The following is a 16,898-nucleotide window of genomic DNA, read 5'->3' as shown; positions in this document are numbered from 1 at the left end:
CGCGGGCCCTTACCGATCGCTCGACGCGAAAAGGAATGACGATGACCATCCATGACGCCGTGCCCCACTGGATCGGCGGCAGCGAACATCGCGGCACCGGCAACCGCCGGGGCGACGTCTTCAACCCGGCCACCGGCGAGGTCGTGCGCACCGTCGGCTTCGCCGACGCCGCCGACGTCGATGCCGCCGTCGCCGCGGCCAAGCGGGCCCTGCCGGGCTGGCGCGCGACGACGCCGCTGCGCCGGTCGCGCATCCTGCAGACCTATCTGACGCTGCTGCGCGAGAACGAGCGCGAACTGGCCGCCGTCGCCTCGCAGGAGCATGGCAAGACGCTGGACGACGCGCTGGGCTCGGTCCGCCGCGGCATCGAGGTGGCGGAGTTTGCCTGCGGCATCCCCCACTTGCTGAAGGGCGAGCACGCCGGCGTCGGCACCGGCATCAACGCCTATTCCCTGCGCCAGCCGGTCGGTGTCTGCGTCGGCATCACGCCGTTCAACTTCCCGGTCATGGTGCCCATGTGGATGTTCCCCATGGCCATCGCCTGCGGCAACACTTTCGTGCTGAAGCCGTCCGAAAAGGTGCCGACCTGCAGCGTGATGCTGGCGCGCCTGTTTGCCCAGGCCGGCCTTCCCGACGGCGTGCTGAACGTCGTCCATGGCGACAAGGCGGCGGTCGACGCCCTGCTGGAGCACCCGGACGTGGCGGCCGTGTCCTTCGTCGGCTCCACCCCGATCGCGCGCAGCATCTACGAGACCTGCGCCCGCAACGGCAAGCGCGTGCAGGCGCTGGGCGGCGCCAAGAACCACGCCGTCGTCATGCCCGACGCCGACCTGGACTTCACCACCGAGGCGCTGATCGGCGCCGCCTTCGGCTCGGCCGGCGAACGCTGCATGGCGATCTCGGTCGCGGTGGCGGTGGGCGACGTCGCCGACGCCCTGGTCGAGCGGCTGGCCACCCGCGCCCGCGCGCTGAAGACCGGCCCCGGCGTCGAGCCCGGAATCGACATGGGGCCGCTGATCACCGGCGCGCACCGCGACAAGGTGAGCGGCTACGTCGACGCCGGCGAGCGCGAGGGCGCCGCCCTGGTGGTGGATGGCCGCAGCGTCGAGGTCACCGGCGGCGAGCGGGGCTTCTTCGTCGGGCCGACGCTGTTCGACAAGGTCGACCCGTCGATGAGCATCTACCGCGACGAGATCTTCGGCCCGGTGCTGTCGGTGGTGCGGGTGGAGACGCTGGAGGCGGCGATCGCGCTGATCAACCGCAACGCCTTCGCCAACGGCACGGCGATCTTCACCAGCTCGGGCGCCGCCGCCCAGCTGTTCGAGGACACCGTCGAGGTCGGCATGGTCGGCATCAACGTGCCGATCCCGGTGCCGATGGCCTTCTTCTCGTTCGGCGGCTGGAAGAACTCGCTGTTCGGTGACCTGCACGTCCACGGCACCGAGGGCATCAAGTTCTACACCCGGACCAAGGCGGTGACCGCGCGCTGGCGGGTCGGCAACGCCACCGCCCCCACCCTCGTGATGCCCACCCTGGGCTGAACAGGAGACCAACGGCCATGAAGGCGCCCCCCTTCGCATACCGGCGCGTCGACAGCGTCGCCGCCGCCGCCACCCTGCTGCGCGAGCACGGCGACGAGGCCCGGCTGATCGCGGGGGGGCAGACCTTGCTGGCCACCCTCGGGATGCGCCTGTCCGAACCGTCGCTGCTGATCGACATCCGCGGCATCGCCGAGATGCAGGGCATCGCGGTGGCCGACGGGCATCTGCGCATCGGGGCGCTCGCCCGCCATGTCGATGTCGAGCGTTCCGCCCTGGTCGCCCGGCATCTGCCGCTGCTGTCGCTGGCGGCCCCCCACATCGCCCACGCCGCCATCCGCAACCGCGGCACCTTCGGCGGGTCCATCGCCTTCGCCGATCCGGCGGCGGAATGGCCGGCCTGCACCGTGGTGGCCGACGGCGCGCTGATCCTGAGCGACGGCACCCGCAGCCGGACGGTGGCGGCGGCCGACTTCTTCCTCGGCCTGTACCAGACGGCGCTGCGCCCGGACGAACTGATCACCGCCGTGCAATTCCCCCTGCCCGGCCCGCAGCGCCGCTTCGCCTTCACCGAGCTGGCCCGCCGCCACGGCGACTACGCCACGGTCGGGCTGGCGCTGGCCGGCGACGTGACGGACGGACGGCTGGACGATCCCCGCATCGTCTATTTCGGCGTCGGCGGCACGCCGGTGCGGGCACGGGCGGCGGAAGCGGCGCTGGCCGGCGGGCAGGCCGAGCCTGCGGCGCTGGACCGGGCGGTGGCCGAACTGGGCGGCGAACTGGCCCCGGCCGGCGATCTCTACGCCGCCGCCGCGACCAAGCTCCACCTCGCCGGCGTGCTGCTGCGCCGCGGCATCCAGTCTCTCATGGCGGAGGACGCACAATCGTGACCGACAGGATCCTGGTCAACATCACCGTCAACGGCATGGTGTACGAGCGCTGGATCGAACCGCGCCTGCATCTCGGCGACTTCCTGCGCGAGGAACTGGGGCTGAAGGGCACCCATCTCGGCTGTGAGCACGGGGTGTGCGGCGCCTGCACCGTGGTGGTCGACGACGAGATCGTGCGCTCCTGCCTGACGCTGGCGGTCCAGGCCGACGGCGCCATGGTGGAGACCATCGAGGGCAAGTCCGAAAGCGGCGCGATCCGCGACCTCCAGGACGCTTTCCTTGAGCGCAACGCCCTGCAATGCGGCTTCTGCACGGCGGGGCTGCTGCTGACCGCCGACGCCCTGCTGCAGGCCGAGCCCGACGCCGACCGCGCCCGCATCCGCGAGCATATTTCCGGCAACTACTGCCGCTGCACCGGCTACCACGCCGTGGTCGACGCCATCGAAACCGTGGGCGAGCGCCGCCGGGCCGGCGCAAGGGGGCACAGTGGACGGGGGCACAGCCATGAATAACATCACCCCCCGCGCCGCCACCGTCGAGAAGGTCGTCGGCCGCGCCGTGCCGCGTCCCAACGCCCGCCGGCTGGTTGAAGGCCGCGGCACCTATGTCGACGACGTCGAGCTGCCGCGCATGGTCCATGTCGCCTATCTGCGCAGCCCGCACGCCCACGCCCGCATCCTGCGGATCGACGCCGCCGCCGCGCTCGACATGCCGGGTGTGGTCGCCATCGTCGACGGCCGCCAACTGGCGGAGATCTGCGCGCCCTTCGTCGGCGCGCTGTCCCATCTGGCCGGCATGCGCTCGCCGCCGCAGCACGCCATGGCGGTCGACCGCGCCTGCTGGCAGGGCGAGGCGGTGGTGGCGGTGGTGGCGCAGACCCGCGCCCAGGCCGAGGACGCCATGCAGGCGGTCGTGGTCACGTGGGAGGTGCAGCCGGCGGTGACCCGCATGGACACCGCGCTCGATCCCGGCACCCCGGTGATCCACCCCGAGCTGGGCGACAACCTGTGCTTCCACCGCGAGGTCGACAGCGGCGGGGTGGACGACGCCTTCGCCGCGGCGGACGTCGTGGTGGAGGAGACCTATGATTTCGGGCGCCACACCGGCGTCACGCTGGAGCCGCGCTCGGTCCTGGCCGACTACAACCCGGCCGAACGGCGGCTGACCGTCCATCATTCGCATCAGGCGCCCCACATGATGGGCGACCTCTACGCCCGGCTGATGGGGATTCCCGAGGCCGACGTCCGGGTGCTCTGCAAGGATGTCGGCGGGTCGTTCGGCATCAAGGTCCACGCCTACGCCGACGATTTCGCCACCGTCGCCCTGTCGGTGCTGCTGGGGCGGCCGGTCAAGTTCGTCGCCGACCGGCTGGAATCCTTCGTCACCGACATCCACGCCCGCGAGCATCGGGTCAAGGCCCGGCTGGCGCTGACCCGCGACGGCCGTTTCCTCGCCTTCGACATCGCCGACCTGACCGGCATCGGCCCCTATTCGATGTACCCGCGCACCAGTGCTGTCGAGGGCAACCAGGTCATCAACCTGTGCGGCGGACCCTACGACCATCCGCACTACCGCGCCACGCTGGACGTGGTGTTCCAGAACAAGGTGCAGACCAGCCAGTATCGCGGCGTCGGCCACCCCATCGCCTGCGCCGTGACAGAGGGCATCGTCGATCTCGCCGCCGCGACGCTGGGGATGGACCCGCTGGAGCTGCGCCGGCGCAACCTGATGGCCGACGACAGCTTCCCCCGCAAGGGGGCGTCGGGCATCCTGTTGGAGAGCCTGTCGCACCAGCGCTGTCTGGCCCGTCTGGAGGAGATGGTGGATTTCCCCGCGCTCCGCCGCGAACAGGCCGAGCTGCGCGCCAAGGGCATTTATCGCGGCATCGGCATCGCCGTGCTGATCGAGCTGACCAACCCCGGCGCCGCCTTCTACGGCACCGGCGGCGCGCGCATCGCCTCGCAGGACGGCGCCACCGTCCGGCTCGATCCGACCGGCATCGTCCATTGCGCCAGCGGCGTCGGCGAGCAGGGCCAGGGCACCGAGACCATCTTCGCCCAGATCGTCGCCGACGAGGTCGGGGTGCCGATGGACCGGGTCCGGGTGCTGACCGGCGACACCGCCGCCACCCCCTATGGCGGCGGCACCTGGGCGTCGCGCGGCGCCGGGATCGGCGGCGAGGCGGTGCTCCAGGCCAGCCGGCAGCTGCGCGCCAACCTGCTGGAGTTCGCCGCCGTCCATCTGGGCCTGCCGGTGGAGCGGCTGCGCATCGCCGGCGGCGCGGTGATCGACACGGCCGAGGGCGTCGCCCTGATGGATCTGGCCGAGCTGGGCAGCCTCGCCCATTTCCGCCCGGACCTGCTGCCCGCCGGCTTCCAGCCGGAACTGGTGGTCACCCGCCATTACGCCCAGCGCGACTATCCCTTCATCTTCACCAACGGCATCCAGGTTTCCCACGTCGAGGTGGATGTGGAGACCGGCGTGGTGACGCTGCTCAAGCACTGGGTGGTCGAGGATTGCGGCCGGGTGCTCAACCCCCTGCTGGTCGACGAGCAGATCCGCGGCGCCGTCGTGCAGGGACTGGGCGGCGTGCTGTTCGAGGAATGCCTGTATGACGAGAACGGCGTGATGCGCAACGGCAGCATGGCCGACTATCTGGTGCCGATGGCCGGCGAGATGCCCGATATCGAGGTGGCCCACATCGAGACGCCGACGCGCTCGTCCGAACTGGGCGCCAAGGGCGCCGGCGAGGCCGGGACCGCCGGGGCGCCGGCGGCGGTGATGAACGCGATCAACGACGCCCTGCGGCCCTTCGCCGTCCGCCTGACCGCGCAGCCGATCACCCCGGAGAAGATCCTGCACGCCCTGCACCCCAACCTCACCGGCTGACCCGGAGCGGTTTTGTCCGGCGTTTGCGCCGGAGCCTCAGCCGCCCCCCTGCTCCAGCCGCGTCAGCGCGCGGGCCAGTTCGGACGCGTTGCGCATGCCCATCTTCTCCAGGACGCGGGCGCGGTGGGTCTCCACTGTGCGGATCCCGATGTCCAGCCGGCGGGCGATGGTCTTGTTGGGAAGGCCTTGGGCCACCAGTTCGACCACCTCGCGCTCGCGCGGGGTGAGCAGGGTCATCCGGTGACGGATCTCTGCCGCCTCGACGCCCGCCTGCCGTTCGATCCGGTCGCGTTCGCAGGCTTCGCGCACCCGCTCGATGAGCAGGTCCTCGTCGAACGGCTTCTGCAGGAAATCCACGGCGCCGGCCCGGAAGGCACGGACGGCGGCCGGAACGTCGCCATGCCCGGTGATGACGATCACCGGCAGGCTCAGGCCACGCCGGATCATCTCCTGCTGCAGCGTCAGACCGTCCATGCCCGGCATCCGGATGTCGATCACCGCGCAGCCCGGCTGGTCGGGATCGGCGGCGGCCAGGAACTCGGCGGCCGACGCACAAAGGCGGACGGTCAGCCCGGCCAGTTCCAAATGCACCGCCAGCGCGTCGCGGACGGCCTCGTCGTCATCGACGATGAAGATGACGGGAACATCAGGCGTCATCGAAGTCGGTCCCGGATCCGTGGATGGGCAGGGTGAAGCGGAACACCGTCTCCCCGTGGGACAGGCGCTCGCTGGTCAAGGTGCCGCCGTGCCCCTCGACGATGCTGTGGGCGATGGACAGGCCCAGCCCCATGCCCGTGGCTTTGGTGGTGACGAACGGGGCGAACAGGTTCCGCTCCACGACATCCGACAGCCCCGGCCCGCTGTCGCGCACGCCGACCGAGACGAAGCCCGCCTCGGTTGCGGGGTGAGCGAAGACGACGATGCGCCGCAGGCGGGGATCGGGGGAGTCCATCGCCTCGGCGGCGTTGCGCACGAGGTTGAGGATCACCTGCTGCAGCTGCACCGCATCGCCGCTGACGGCCGGCAGGCCGGGCGCCACCTCGGCCTGGATGGATACGGAATGCTGCCCGGCGACGGGGGCGGCCAACGCCAGGCAATCGGCGATCAGCGCACCGACCGACAGCGGCGCAGGGTCGCTGCGCCCCTTGCGCACGAAATCGCGCAGGCTGCGGATCACCCTGTCGGCCCGTTCGGCCTGGACCACGGTCTTGTCGAGGATCTCATTCAGGCGGGGCGAGGCCTGCTCGAGCTTGGCGATCTTGCGGGCGGCACGGGCATAGCTCATGGCGGCCGACAGCGGCTGGTTCAGTTCGTGCGCCAGGGCCGCCGCCATCTCGCCGGCTTCGGTCAGGCGCGACGCGCGGTCGAGGTCCGATTGGCGCTCGCGGATCACCGCTTCGACCCGGCGGCGCTCGCTGACCACGGCGCCCAGCAGCAGCGCGGTGACCGCCAGGGTCAGCATGAGAAGCTGGAAATGGGTGGTCCGCGCCGTCTCCACCCCGGTCACCTGGATGGCGACGATCAGCCCGCCCTGGGTGACCGCCGAGGCGAGCGCTGCCCCCGCCAGCCCGTGTCTTACGGCGACCGCCACCGCCGGCAGGAACAACAGGTAGAAGTGCTCGTACTGGGCCGAGGCGAGCGGGCCGAAATCCAGCCACAGCGTGACGCCGATGAGCAGGCCGTACGCCGCCATCTCGGCCGCACCCCTCCAGGATGCCCGGGGCACCGTGCCGCGCAGGGCGACCAGCACGACGGGTGTCAGCACCGCGATTCCGATGACCTCCCCGACCCAATAGCGCAACAGGGCTCCGGCGAAATCCGACCAGGGGAACAGGCCGATCAGTGTGTGGAGAGCGATGTAACCCGCACCCACCGCCAGCGGCGTCATCGCCGCGCCGACGAGCAGCAGCACGATGTCGCGCAATTTGGCGAGGCGGGGATCGAGGCCGAGCCGCCGGCGCAGCACCCAGGCCGCCCCGCCGTAACCGGCGGCGAGAATGCCGTTCGCCACCGCCGTCACCCACAGGGCGACGGGCAGGTCGCGCACCATCAGGTCGGCCACCATCAACCCCAGCCACGCCAGCGGCACGGCACGGAAGCCGACGACGATCAGCATCCCCATCATCAGCCCGGCGGGGGGATTCCATGGGGTGATGTTGAGCGGCGCGACCTCGTGGATGAAGCTGATCCAGTCCAAGGCCAGATGAGCGGCCAGATAGGCCGGCACGAAGACCCAGCGGCCCCGGAAATCCTTCGGCATGTCCTCCCGCCCGATCGATGTGGTGAGCCCGCCTGTAACGATAGGAACGGCCGGGCGCGATGCAATCCGTATTAGCCGGCATAGACAGGGCCGGCGGCCATTTCCGATCATGTCCTGAACATGAATGCCCGAATGCAGCACGCCCGTTTGGGGCGGGGAGTACAGCCATGACGAACCTGCGACGAATTCTGCTGGCCACCGATCTCGAACCGAAATCGGATCGGGCGATGGAGCGCGCGGCGCAACTCGCCCGCCAGTCCGGTGCCGAGCTGACCGCCCTGCACGTCGTCCATGACGGGGACGGTCCGTACGCCCATTTGCCGCTCCACCATATCGAGGCGGAACTGCATCGCCACCTGCTCGCGGTTCCGGGCGCCGCTGGCCTCACGATGCGGGCGGTCGCCGTACGGGGTGATGCAGTGGAACCGCAGGTCGCCGGTTATGCCGGGTTGTGGTGGCCCGATCTGGTCGTGGTGGGCGTCCATGCGCATGACGGCCTGGCAGACGTGTTCCTGCCGCCCACCGTCGAAAGGATTGCCATCGCCGACGAAACCCCCGTGCTGATCGTGCGCAACAAGCCGCACGGCCCCTATGCCCGTGCCCTGGTTCCCATCGACTTCTCGGGACGGTCGCGCGCTGCGGTGGAGACCGCGCGTCGGCTGTTGAGCCATGGCAACCTCCATCTGCTGCATGTTGCGGACCTCCCGCTCGTCTCCCGCTCCCCGACGGGGCGGTCCACAGCCGGGGATATCACCCACGAGTTCACTGGCGAGTTCGGGGAGATGCTGAGGGGAATGGCTCCCGATGGTCCCGCCGTCACCCGCGAGGTGCGGATCGGTCACCCCGTTCCGGAGATCGTCCGGGCTGCACGGTACGGGCGCTACGATCTGGTGGTGATGGGATCGGCGCGGCGCGACGGTCTGATGCGCGCCTTCCTGGGCAGCGTCACCCAGGACGTGCTCGCTGACCTGCCCTGCGACGCCCTGCTGGCGGGCGATTCTGTCAGGGACCGTCGTCGTTGAGTCCCGGCGCTGTGGGAGCCGAGATGCCACCCGCTTCGATTGCGGGCAGAAACACCGGAGATGACCGATGGACGTAGACCGTGAACCATGGCCGCCGGGATGGCGCATGGAGAATGAACAGTCCCGGGACAACGTCGTGCCGCTCAGGGCAGAGTCCGGGACGGGCGCACTCGCCCGGCGCCCGGCTGCGCGGCGGGCGCCGGACGGTGTCCGCCGCATGGGCGGCCGGCCGGGCCGGTCGGAGGGACCGCCTCACAGGATCCTGCTGGCCACCGACCTCAGCTTCCGCTGTGAACGCGCGCTGGAGCGGGCGGCGTCGCTGTCCGCCCAGTGGCAGTCGGCGCTCGTGGTGCTGCATGTGCTCGACACGCCCGCCTCCTGTCTTCCGGAGCCCGACTGCCGGCCGTCATGGTCTCCCGTCGCGCCGCGCAACCTCGCCTGGAAGAGGCTGCTGGCCGACGTCGGTGACGTCACCAAGCAGGCCACCTTGCTGATCCGGGAGGGCGATCCGGCCGAAGCGATCGCGCACACTGCGGAAACGGAGCATTGCGGCCTGATCGTGTTCGGCATCACCCGTGGCGCCGTTCTCGACCGCATATTCCTGGGCAGGACCATAGACCGTCTGCTGCGCCGGTCCCGCGTGCCCCTCCTCGTGGTGAAGGAGCGCCCACGCAGGCCGTATCGCGACATCGTCGTCGCCACGAACTTCTCCGACGCGTCGCGCGAGGCGCTGGAAACGGCAGCCCGCATGTTTCCCGGTCAGGCGCCCACGGTCTTCCACGCCTACGAGGCCCCGTTCTCCGGGCTGGCCGCGGATCCGCGCGCACGCCGGCAGGAGTATCGGGACATCGCCATGCAACAGTGCCGGGCCTTTCTCGCGAGGGGACGGCGGCCGGCCGCCTGGCGGGCGGAGCGCGTCGTGGTCGAGAGTGGATCGCCGGAGTTGCTCTTGCGGAATTACGTCCGCGATCTCAACGTTGATCTGGTGGTCCTTGGCATGCACAGGCGCAACGCCATTCTTGAACTGATCGCCGGCAGTGTCGCCAAGACGATCATGGACGATGTGCCATGCGATGTTCTGGTCGTCCAGCAGATGTCGGATGTCCGTGAAAGGACTGAAAGCGGAGGCCAGCCAATGGAAACCGCGGACAGTCCGCCATGATGGAGACGGCGATGAGCATCCCGGAGTTGCTACCGGCACCCAACGTCATTCTCGACGCCGAGCCGCCCAACAAGGCGGCCCTGCTCGACCTTCTGGCGGAGGAAGCCGGGCAGCGGCTTGGACTTCCCAAGCCGGAGGTCCTCAGCGCGCTTCAGGCGCGCGAGAAGATCGGCTCCACCGGGCTCGGCCGGGGGGTCGCGCTTCCCCATGCCGAGATCCAGGATGCCCGGGCGCCGCTGGTCCTGTTCGCCCGGCTCCGCCGCGCCGTCAACTTCGACGCCCGCGACGAGGAGCCCGTGGATCTCGTCTTCCTGGTGCTCTGGCCCGCTGCGGCCCGCAAGGGCCTGCTGCCCACCATGTCGGAAATCTGTCGTGCCCTGCGCGAACCGCAGACGCTGCGCCGGCTGCGCGCCGCGGAGACGGCCGAGGACGTGGTCCAGCTGGTGCTCCAGGCAGTTCCGCCCGAAGCGGCCCAGGACGATACGCCGCCCGGGTAATGACCGCCGTCGTCGACCACCCCCACCGCAACGACGATCAAGTGTAAGAACGCATGCCTGACGCCCTCCTGCTCCTGACCCTCGTCGGTCTTCCCTTCCTCGGCGCAATTGCCGCCGGGCTGCTGCCGACGCACGCCCGCAACGCTGCGGCGTGGCTGGCCGGTGGGATCGCCGCGGCCGGGGTCGCGCTGGTGTGGGCCGGCTATCCGACGGTGGCGGCGGGCGGCGTGCTCCGCCACGAGATCGCGTGGATGCCGTCCCTCGGGCTCAACCTCGTCCTGAGAATGGACGGCTTCGCCTGGCTGTTCGCGGGAATGGTGTCCGGCGTCGGCGCGCTCGTGATCGTCTACGCGCGGTATTACATGGCCGAGGACGACCCGGTCCCGCGCTTCTTCGCCTTCCTCCTTGCCTTCATGGGCTCGATGACCGGTGTGGTCATCTCCGGCAACCTGATCCAGCTCGCCTTCTTCTGGGAACTGACCAGCCTCTTCTCCTTCCTGCTGATCGGCTATTGGCATCACTTGGCGGCGGCGCGCGACGGCGCCCGCATGGCGCTGACCATCACCGCCACCGGCGGGCTGTGCCTGTTCGCCGGCGTGCTGGTGCTCGGCCACATCGTGGGCAGCTACGACCTCGACGCCGTGCTGGCCTCGGGTGACCGGATCCGTGCCCATCCGCTCTATCTGCCGGCACTGGTCCTCATCCTCCTGGGCGCCCTGACCAAGAGCGCGCAGTTCCCCTTCCACTTCTGGCTGCCGCACGCCATGGCGGCGCCCACGCCGGTCTCCGCCTACCTGCATTCGGCGACGCTGGTGAAGGCGGGGGTCTTCCTGATGGCGCGTCTCTGGCCGGTGATGGCGGGGACCGATGCCTGGTTCTGGATCGTGGGCACGGCCGGGGTCACCACCCTGATCCTCGGCGCCTACATCGCCATCTTCCAGCACGACCTGAAGGGCCTGCTGGCCTATTCGACCATCAGCCATCTCGGTCTGATCACGCTTCTGCTCGGCCTCAACAGCAAGCTCGCCATGGTGGCGGCGATCTTCCACATCATCAATCACGCGACGTTCAAGGCGTCGCTGTTCATGGCCGCGGGCATCATCGACCACGAGACCGGCACGCGCGACATCCGGCGCCTGTCGGGCCTGAACCGCTTCATGCCGTTCACCGCGCGGCTGGCCCTGGTCGCGGCGGCGGCCATGGCCGGCGTGCCGCTGCTCAACGGATTCCTGTCCAAGGAGATGTTCTTCGCCGAGGCGCTGTCGGCCGAGGGGCCGCTGCCGTTTCTCCTCGACGTCCTTCCGGCCGCCGCCACGGTGGCGAGCGCCTTCAGCGTGGCCTACTCGCTGCGCTTCATCCACGGCGCCTTCTTCGGCCTCGACCCGGTGGACCTTCCGCTCACTCCGCACGAGCCGCCGACCTGGATGCGGTTCCCGGTGGAGATCCTGGTGCTGGCCTGCATCATCATCGGCCTCCTCCCGGCGGCCACCGTGGGGCCGTATCTGGATATGGCGGCGCATGCGGCCTTGGGCGCCGCCACGCCGGATTACAGCCTCGCGGTCTGGCACGGCTTCACCCTTCCCCTGCTGATGAGCCTGATCGCCCTGGTCGCCGGCGTCTCGCTCTACCTCCTGCTCCAGCGGCATCTCAAAAAGGGCGTGGAAGGGGCGCCGCTGATCGGCGGCCTGCAGGGCCAGCGCATGTTCGAACGCACCATGGTCTTCCTGTCCTGGCGTCTGGCGCGGACACTCGAGGGGCTGCTCGGCACCCGGCGCCTGCAACCCCAGCTGCGGCTGGTGGTGTGCGTGGCGGTTCTGGCCGCGGGCTGGGCGGTCTGGCTGCGCGGGCTCGGCCCCGGCAACCTCATCCCCTCCGGCATCGATCCGGTGCTGGCGCTGATCTGGGCGATCGGAGCGGCCTGCGCCGTCGGCGCGGCGTGGCAGGCCAAGTACCACCGGCTCGTCGCCCTGATCCTGCTCGGCGGCACGGGACTGGTCACCTGCGTCACCTTCGTCTGGTTCTCGGCGCCCGACCTCGCCCTGACCCAGTTGCTGGTCGAAGTCGTCACCACCATCCTGCTCCTGCTCGGGCTGCGCTGGCTGCCCAAGCGCCTGGACGTGCCCGGCGCGCGTTCGCCGGAGGTCATCACCACGACGCGCCGCCTGCGCGATCTCGCCATCGCCGTCGCCGCCGGCCTCGGCATGGCGGCGCTGGCGTTCGGCGTCATGACTAGGTTCCCGCCCGAGATCCTGGCGGAGCATTTCCTGGAGCGCTCCTACACGGAAGGGGGCGGCACCAACGTGGTCAACGTCATCCTCGTGGATTTCCGCGGCTTCGACACGCTGGGCGAGATCACCGTCCTGGGCGTGGTGGCGCTCACCGCCTATGCGCTGCTGCGCCGCTTCCGCCCGGCCCCCGACAGCGTCGATGTTCCGGAACAGCAGCGCGACCAGAGCGCCCACGACATCGCCCGGCCGGGACGGCGGGAGGGCGACACCGTTGCCGACTGGCTGCTAATCCCGTCCATCATCGCCCGGCTGCTGTTCCCGGTCATCGGTCTGGTCGCGGTGTACCTCCTGCTGCGCGGCCACGATCTGCCCGGCGGAGGCTTCGCGGCTGGCCTGACCGCGTCCATCGCCCTGATCCTGCAGTACATGCTGGGTGGGACGCAGTGGGTCGAGGCGCGCCTGCGGGTGCTTCCGCTGCGCTGGATGGGCCTCGGCCTCCTGCTGGCGACGGGCACCGGCCTGGCCGCCTGGGCGTTCGGGCGTCCTTTCCTGACGACCTATTTCAGCTACGCGGAACTGCCCCTCGTCGGCACGGTTCCGGTGGCGAGCGCCCTGATCTTCGACATCGGCGTCTTCGCCCTGGTCGTCGGCGCCACGATGCTGACCCTGATCGCGCTCGCCCGCCAGTCGGTTCGCGGACACCGCGCCGCGGCGCCGCGCCCTGCCGACGAGCCTGCCACCCCCTTGGCCGCCCCCATGGCGGGACCAGCCGCGACAGCGATGGGAGACGATTGATGGAACTCATCCTCGCCCTTGGGATCGGCGTGCTGACGGGGTCGGGCGTGTGGCTGCTGCTGCGGCCGCGGACCTTCCAGGTGATCATCGGCCTCTCGCTGCTCTCCTACGCCGTCAACCTGTTCATCTTCTCGACCGGCGGACTGCGCACGGGGGCGGCCCCCGTGCTAGAACGGGGGACCGTGGGCCACCTCGCCACCTACGCCGACCCTGTGCCCCAGGCGCTGGTGCTCACCGCCATCGTCATCAGCTTCGCCACCACGGCGCTGTTCCTCGTCCTGCTGCTCGCCGCGCGCGGCCTGACGGGGACCGACCACGTGGATGGCCGGGAGAAGGACCGATGAGCGGCTGGATGGACCATCTGACGATCGCCCCGATCATCATCCCGCTGCTCGCTGGGGCGCTGATGATGCTGATCGACGAGCGGCGGCGGACGCTCAAGGCCGCCATCGGCCTCGCGTCGGCCCTGGCTCTGCTCGTCCTGGCGATCCTTCTGCTTCTGCTGGCCGACGGCATGCCCGCGGGCGGCGGGGAGGCCGCCGTGCGCGTGTACCGGCTGGGCGACTGGCCGGCGCTCTTCGGCATCGTGCTGGTGCTGGACCGTCTTGCCGCGTTGATGCTGGTGCTGACCGCCATCCTCGGGGTCGCCGCGCTGATGTTCTCGCTGGCGCGCTGGCAGAACGCGGGGGCGCATTTCCATTCGCTGTTCCAGTTCCAGCTGATGGGGCTCAACGGCGCCTTCCTCACCGGCGACCTCTTCAACCTGTTCGTCTTCTTCGAGATCATGCTGGCCGCGTCCTACGGCCTGGCGCTGCATGGCTCCGGCCTCGCCCGTGTCCGGGCCGGGCTGCATTATCTCGTGATCAACCTCGCGGCCTCCCTGCTCTTCCTGATCGGGGTGAGCATGATCTACGGCGTGGCCGGCACCCTCAGCATGGCCGACCTCGCAAGCCGCATCGCGGTCGTCGCCAACGAGGACCGGGCGCTGCTGGAGGCTGGCGCGGCGATCCTGGGCATTGCCTTCCTGATCAAGGCGGGGATGTGGCCGCTGGGCTTCTGGCTGCCGAACACCTACGCCACGGTCAACGCCGCGTCGGCGGCCATCATCTCGATCCTCAGCAAGGTCGGCATCTACGCCGTTCTGCGGCTGTGGCTGCTGATGTTCGGCGAGGGCGGCGGGGCCTCGGCAGGTTTCGGCGGTGTCTGGCTGCTGGCCGGCGGGCTGCTGACCATCGCCTTCGGCTCCGTTGCGGTATTGGCGACGCAGAACATGGCGCGGCTCGCCGGGGCCAGCGTGCTGGTCTCCTCCGGCACCCTGCTGGCGGCGGTGGGGACGGGGCAGGTGGCGGTGACCGGGGGCGCGCTGTTCTACCTGACCGGCTCGGTTCTGGGGATCGCCGGCTTCTTCCTGCTGATCGAGCTGGTCGAACGCGGCCGGGAGCTGGGCGCCGACGTGCTGGCCGTCACGCGCGAGGCGTTCGGCGAGGACGAGGAGGCGGACGAGGATGATCAGGTCGGCGTCCCCATACCGGCGACGATGGCGATCCTCGGGTCCAGCTTCGTCGCCTGCGCCATTCTCCTGGCCGGGCTGCCGCCGCTGTCCGGATTCCTGGCTAAGTTCGCCATGCTGAGCCCCCTGCTGTCTCCGGGCGGCGCCGGCGTGTCCGCGACGACCTGGGCGCTGCTGGCGGCGTTCGTGCTGTCCGGGCTGGCGACGGTGGTGGCCATGACCCGCACCGGCATCGACGTCTTCTGGGCGTCGCCGGCGGTCACCGTCCCGCGCGTGCGCGTCGTCGAACTCGCCCCGGTCATGCTGCTCCTGGCGATGTGCGTGGCGCTCTCCGTCCAGGCCGGACCCGTGATGCGCTACATGGAGGCCACCGCCCGGTCGATGCACGCGCCGGACGGCTATGTCCACGGCGTCCTGCCGACGCCATCGCCGTCCGGGCCACAGGAAGGAGACATCCGATGACACGGTGGCTGCCCTTTCCCCTGCTGACCGCAACGCTGCTGGCCGTGTGGCTGATCCTGAACGAGAGTGTGTCGCCGGGTGCGGTCATCCTGGGCGGCGTCCTGTCGATTGCCGCTGTCCGGGTGCTGATGCCGCTGGAGCCGCCGGAGGGGCGCTTCCGGCGGCCGCTGGCGGCGCTGACGCTCACGCTGGTGGTCCTGGGCGACATCGTCCGGTCGAACAACGCGGTCGCCCGGATCATCCTGCGGCCCGGCACCAGGAACCGGACCTCGGGCTTCGTGCGCATTCCGCTCGACCTTCGCGCGCCCTATGGCTTGGCGGCGCTCGCCTGCATCATCACGGCCACGCCGGGCACGATCTGGGTGGAGTACGATTCCGCGGGCAACACCGTGCTCCTTCACATCCTCGACCTTGTCGACGAGCGCGTGTGGATCGAAACCATCAAGGAACGGTACGAAAAGCGCCTGATCGAGGTGTTCGAATGATCACGACCATACTGATCTGGTCCATCCTCATAGCGCAGATCCTGCTGGTCCTCGCCATGGGCTGCGCGGTGGTCCGCATCTTCCGGGGTCCGCGGGCGCAGGACAGGGTGGTCGGGCTCGACGCCCTTTACGTCAATGCGACGATGCTGCTGCTGATCTTCGGCATCCGCACGACAAGCACATTGTATTTCGAGGCGGCGCTCATCATCGCCCTGCTCGGGTTCGTCTCGACGGCGGCGATCGCCAAGTTCCTCATGCGTGGAGAGGTGATCGAATGACGCACTTGGCCGAACTCCCGTCATGGGCAGCGCTGCTGACCGCCCTGCTCCTCCTGCTCGGCGCCGCCCTGGCGTTGATCGGTTCGTTCGGGCTGCTGCGGTTCGGCAGCTTCTACGAACGGATCCACGCCCCGACGCTGGGGTCGACGCTGGGCATCGGCTTTGTGCTGATCGCGTCCATGCTGTTCTTCTCGGTGCTGCAGTCACGCCCCGTGCTGCATGAGGTGCTGATCACGGTGTTGATGGTCGTCACGACGCCCATCACCCTGATGCTGCTGGCCCGCGCGGCGCTGTATCGCGACCGCACGGAAGGCAACGACGACGTGCCGCCATCGGCTTGAGGGCGGTCCCCCGAGCTAAGGCCGCCTCCAGCCGGGTTCGTCACTGGTTGTATTCACCGGGCAGAGCGCCTTGCAGGGCCGCGAAGTCGCCTGTCCAACACTCGGCTGGATCAACTCTGCCGCCTTGCAGAGTTTCGCACCAACGCCGGCATGATGGAACATGCCTATGGTCACGGTTACGCTTCGTTCATTGGTTGGTGGAATGCTTGACGAGAGTAGGAAGCTCCCGAGAGCGTGAACTCAAGATGAACATCTTTGATCGCCTGTTCGGACAGGGAAAGAGCACGAAGCCCTACCCGACGCAGAGCCGGGAAAACTCTACCTCTCCCTCTGACGGTGAGGGGGCGGAGGACTCCGCTTTCAAGGCGAAGCAGGATGAGTTCTTGCTCCGGCTGCGCAATGTTCTTTCTGATCGCGGAGATGTCATTTCTGGCCGGCTGCATATGATCGGGTTGGAAACGGTCAAGCCATCCTTCGGCGCCCGCCATTGCCTGCCGACGACGGGAGGGGAGCCATGACGATGCGGCGGCCGGTCCGATGG

16 protein-coding genes are annotated in these 16,898 nt (G+C 69.6%); 14 read left to right on the top strand and 2 right to left on the bottom strand.

Annotated features, from left to right (window positions below; genetic code table 11):
- Positions 1–41 precede the first annotated feature (41 nt).
- The 4 genes from M5E06_RS25810 to M5E06_RS25795 are packed head-to-tail and all read left to right on the top strand — an operon-like array spanning position 42 to position 5,317.
- Positions 42–1,541, top strand: a complete 1,500-nt coding sequence (locus tag M5E06_RS25810; RefSeq protein ID WP_502802009.1) for a CoA-acylating methylmalonate-semialdehyde dehydrogenase — start codon at positions 42–44, stop codon at positions 1,539–1,541.
- 17 nt (positions 1,542–1,558) lie between these two features.
- A complete protein-coding gene (locus tag M5E06_RS25805; protein ID WP_252140658.1) occupies positions 1,559–2,428 on the top strand; it encodes an FAD binding domain-containing protein in 870 nt (289 codons plus the stop codon).
- Complete coding sequence (locus M5E06_RS25800) at positions 2,425–2,940, top strand: (2Fe-2S)-binding protein (RefSeq protein ID WP_252140657.1); 516 nt, start codon at positions 2,425–2,427, stop codon at positions 2,938–2,940. The genes M5E06_RS25805 and M5E06_RS25800 overlap by 4 nt, the downstream gene beginning before the upstream one ends.
- A complete protein-coding gene (locus M5E06_RS25795) occupies positions 2,933–5,317 on the top strand; it encodes a xanthine dehydrogenase family protein molybdopterin-binding subunit (RefSeq protein ID WP_252140656.1) in 2,385 nt (794 codons plus the stop codon). The genes M5E06_RS25800 and M5E06_RS25795 overlap by 8 nt, the downstream gene beginning before the upstream one ends.
- A 36-nt stretch (positions 5,318–5,353) precedes the next feature.
- On the opposite strand, the gene M5E06_RS25790 is transcribed toward M5E06_RS25795, so the two are convergent.
- A complete protein-coding gene (locus M5E06_RS25790) occupies positions 5,354–5,974 on the bottom strand; it encodes a response regulator transcription factor (RefSeq protein WP_252140655.1) in 621 nt (206 codons plus the stop codon).
- Complete coding sequence (locus M5E06_RS25785; RefSeq protein WP_252140654.1) at positions 5,964–7,577, bottom strand: MASE1 domain-containing protein; 1,614 nt, start codon at positions 7,575–7,577, stop codon at positions 5,964–5,966. Before M5E06_RS25785 ends, M5E06_RS25790 begins: the two co-directional genes overlap by 11 nt.
- A 167-nt stretch (positions 7,578–7,744) precedes the next feature.
- Here M5E06_RS25785 and M5E06_RS25780 point away from each other — a divergent pair, with 167 nt between their 5' ends.
- From M5E06_RS25780 to M5E06_RS25735, 10 genes are all read left to right on the top strand, one after another.
- Positions 7,745–8,599, top strand: a complete 855-nt coding sequence (locus M5E06_RS25780) for a universal stress protein (RefSeq protein WP_252140653.1) — start codon at positions 7,745–7,747, stop codon at positions 8,597–8,599.
- Between the two features lie 106 nt (positions 8,600–8,705).
- The gene (locus M5E06_RS25775) at positions 8,706–9,761 is read left to right on the top strand and encodes a universal stress protein (protein WP_252140652.1); all 1,056 of its coding nucleotides are present in this window, start codon (positions 8,706–8,708) and stop codon (positions 9,759–9,761) included.
- Positions 9,758–10,258, top strand: a complete 501-nt coding sequence (locus M5E06_RS25770; RefSeq protein WP_252140651.1) for a PTS sugar transporter subunit IIA — start codon at positions 9,758–9,760, stop codon at positions 10,256–10,258. Before M5E06_RS25775 ends, M5E06_RS25770 begins: the two co-directional genes overlap by 4 nt.
- 53 nt (positions 10,259–10,311) lie before the next feature.
- Complete coding sequence (locus M5E06_RS25765) at positions 10,312–13,281, top strand: monovalent cation/H+ antiporter subunit A (RefSeq protein WP_252140650.1); 2,970 nt, start codon at positions 10,312–10,314, stop codon at positions 13,279–13,281.
- Entirely contained in the window at positions 13,281–13,625 is a 345-nt protein-coding gene (locus M5E06_RS25760) for a Na+/H+ antiporter subunit C (RefSeq protein ID WP_252140649.1), read from the top strand. Before M5E06_RS25765 ends, M5E06_RS25760 begins: the two co-directional genes overlap by 1 nt.
- On the top strand, positions 13,622–15,253 hold the full coding sequence (locus M5E06_RS25755; RefSeq protein WP_252140648.1) for a monovalent cation/H+ antiporter subunit D: 1,632 nt from the start codon (positions 13,622–13,624) through the stop codon (positions 15,251–15,253). Before M5E06_RS25760 ends, M5E06_RS25755 begins: the two co-directional genes overlap by 4 nt.
- A complete protein-coding gene (locus tag M5E06_RS25750; RefSeq protein ID WP_252140647.1) occupies positions 15,250–15,738 on the top strand; it encodes a Na+/H+ antiporter subunit E in 489 nt (162 codons plus the stop codon). Before M5E06_RS25755 ends, M5E06_RS25750 begins: the two co-directional genes overlap by 4 nt.
- On the top strand, positions 15,735–16,016 hold the full coding sequence (locus M5E06_RS25745) for a K+/H+ antiporter subunit F (protein WP_085082767.1): 282 nt from the start codon (positions 15,735–15,737) through the stop codon (positions 16,014–16,016). Before M5E06_RS25750 ends, M5E06_RS25745 begins: the two co-directional genes overlap by 4 nt.
- Positions 16,013–16,357 carry a monovalent cation/H(+) antiporter subunit G gene (gene mnhG, locus M5E06_RS25740; protein ID WP_252140646.1) on the top strand — a complete coding sequence of 115 codons (345 nt, stop codon included), beginning with the start codon at positions 16,013–16,015 and terminating at the stop codon, positions 16,355–16,357. The genes M5E06_RS25745 and mnhG overlap by 4 nt, the downstream gene beginning before the upstream one ends.
- 245 nt (positions 16,358–16,602) lie before the next feature.
- Entirely contained in the window at positions 16,603–16,875 is a 273-nt protein-coding gene (locus M5E06_RS25735) for a hypothetical protein (protein ID WP_252140645.1), read from the top strand.
- Positions 16,876–16,898: the final 23 nt, after the last annotated feature.

This window comes from Azospirillum sp. A1-3 (assembly GCF_023806445.1).
Classification (GTDB): domain Bacteria; phylum Pseudomonadota; class Alphaproteobacteria; order Azospirillales; family Azospirillaceae; genus Azospirillum.
Note: the sequence above shows the minus strand (reverse complement) of the source record. Positions and strands in the feature narration are given on the sequence as shown.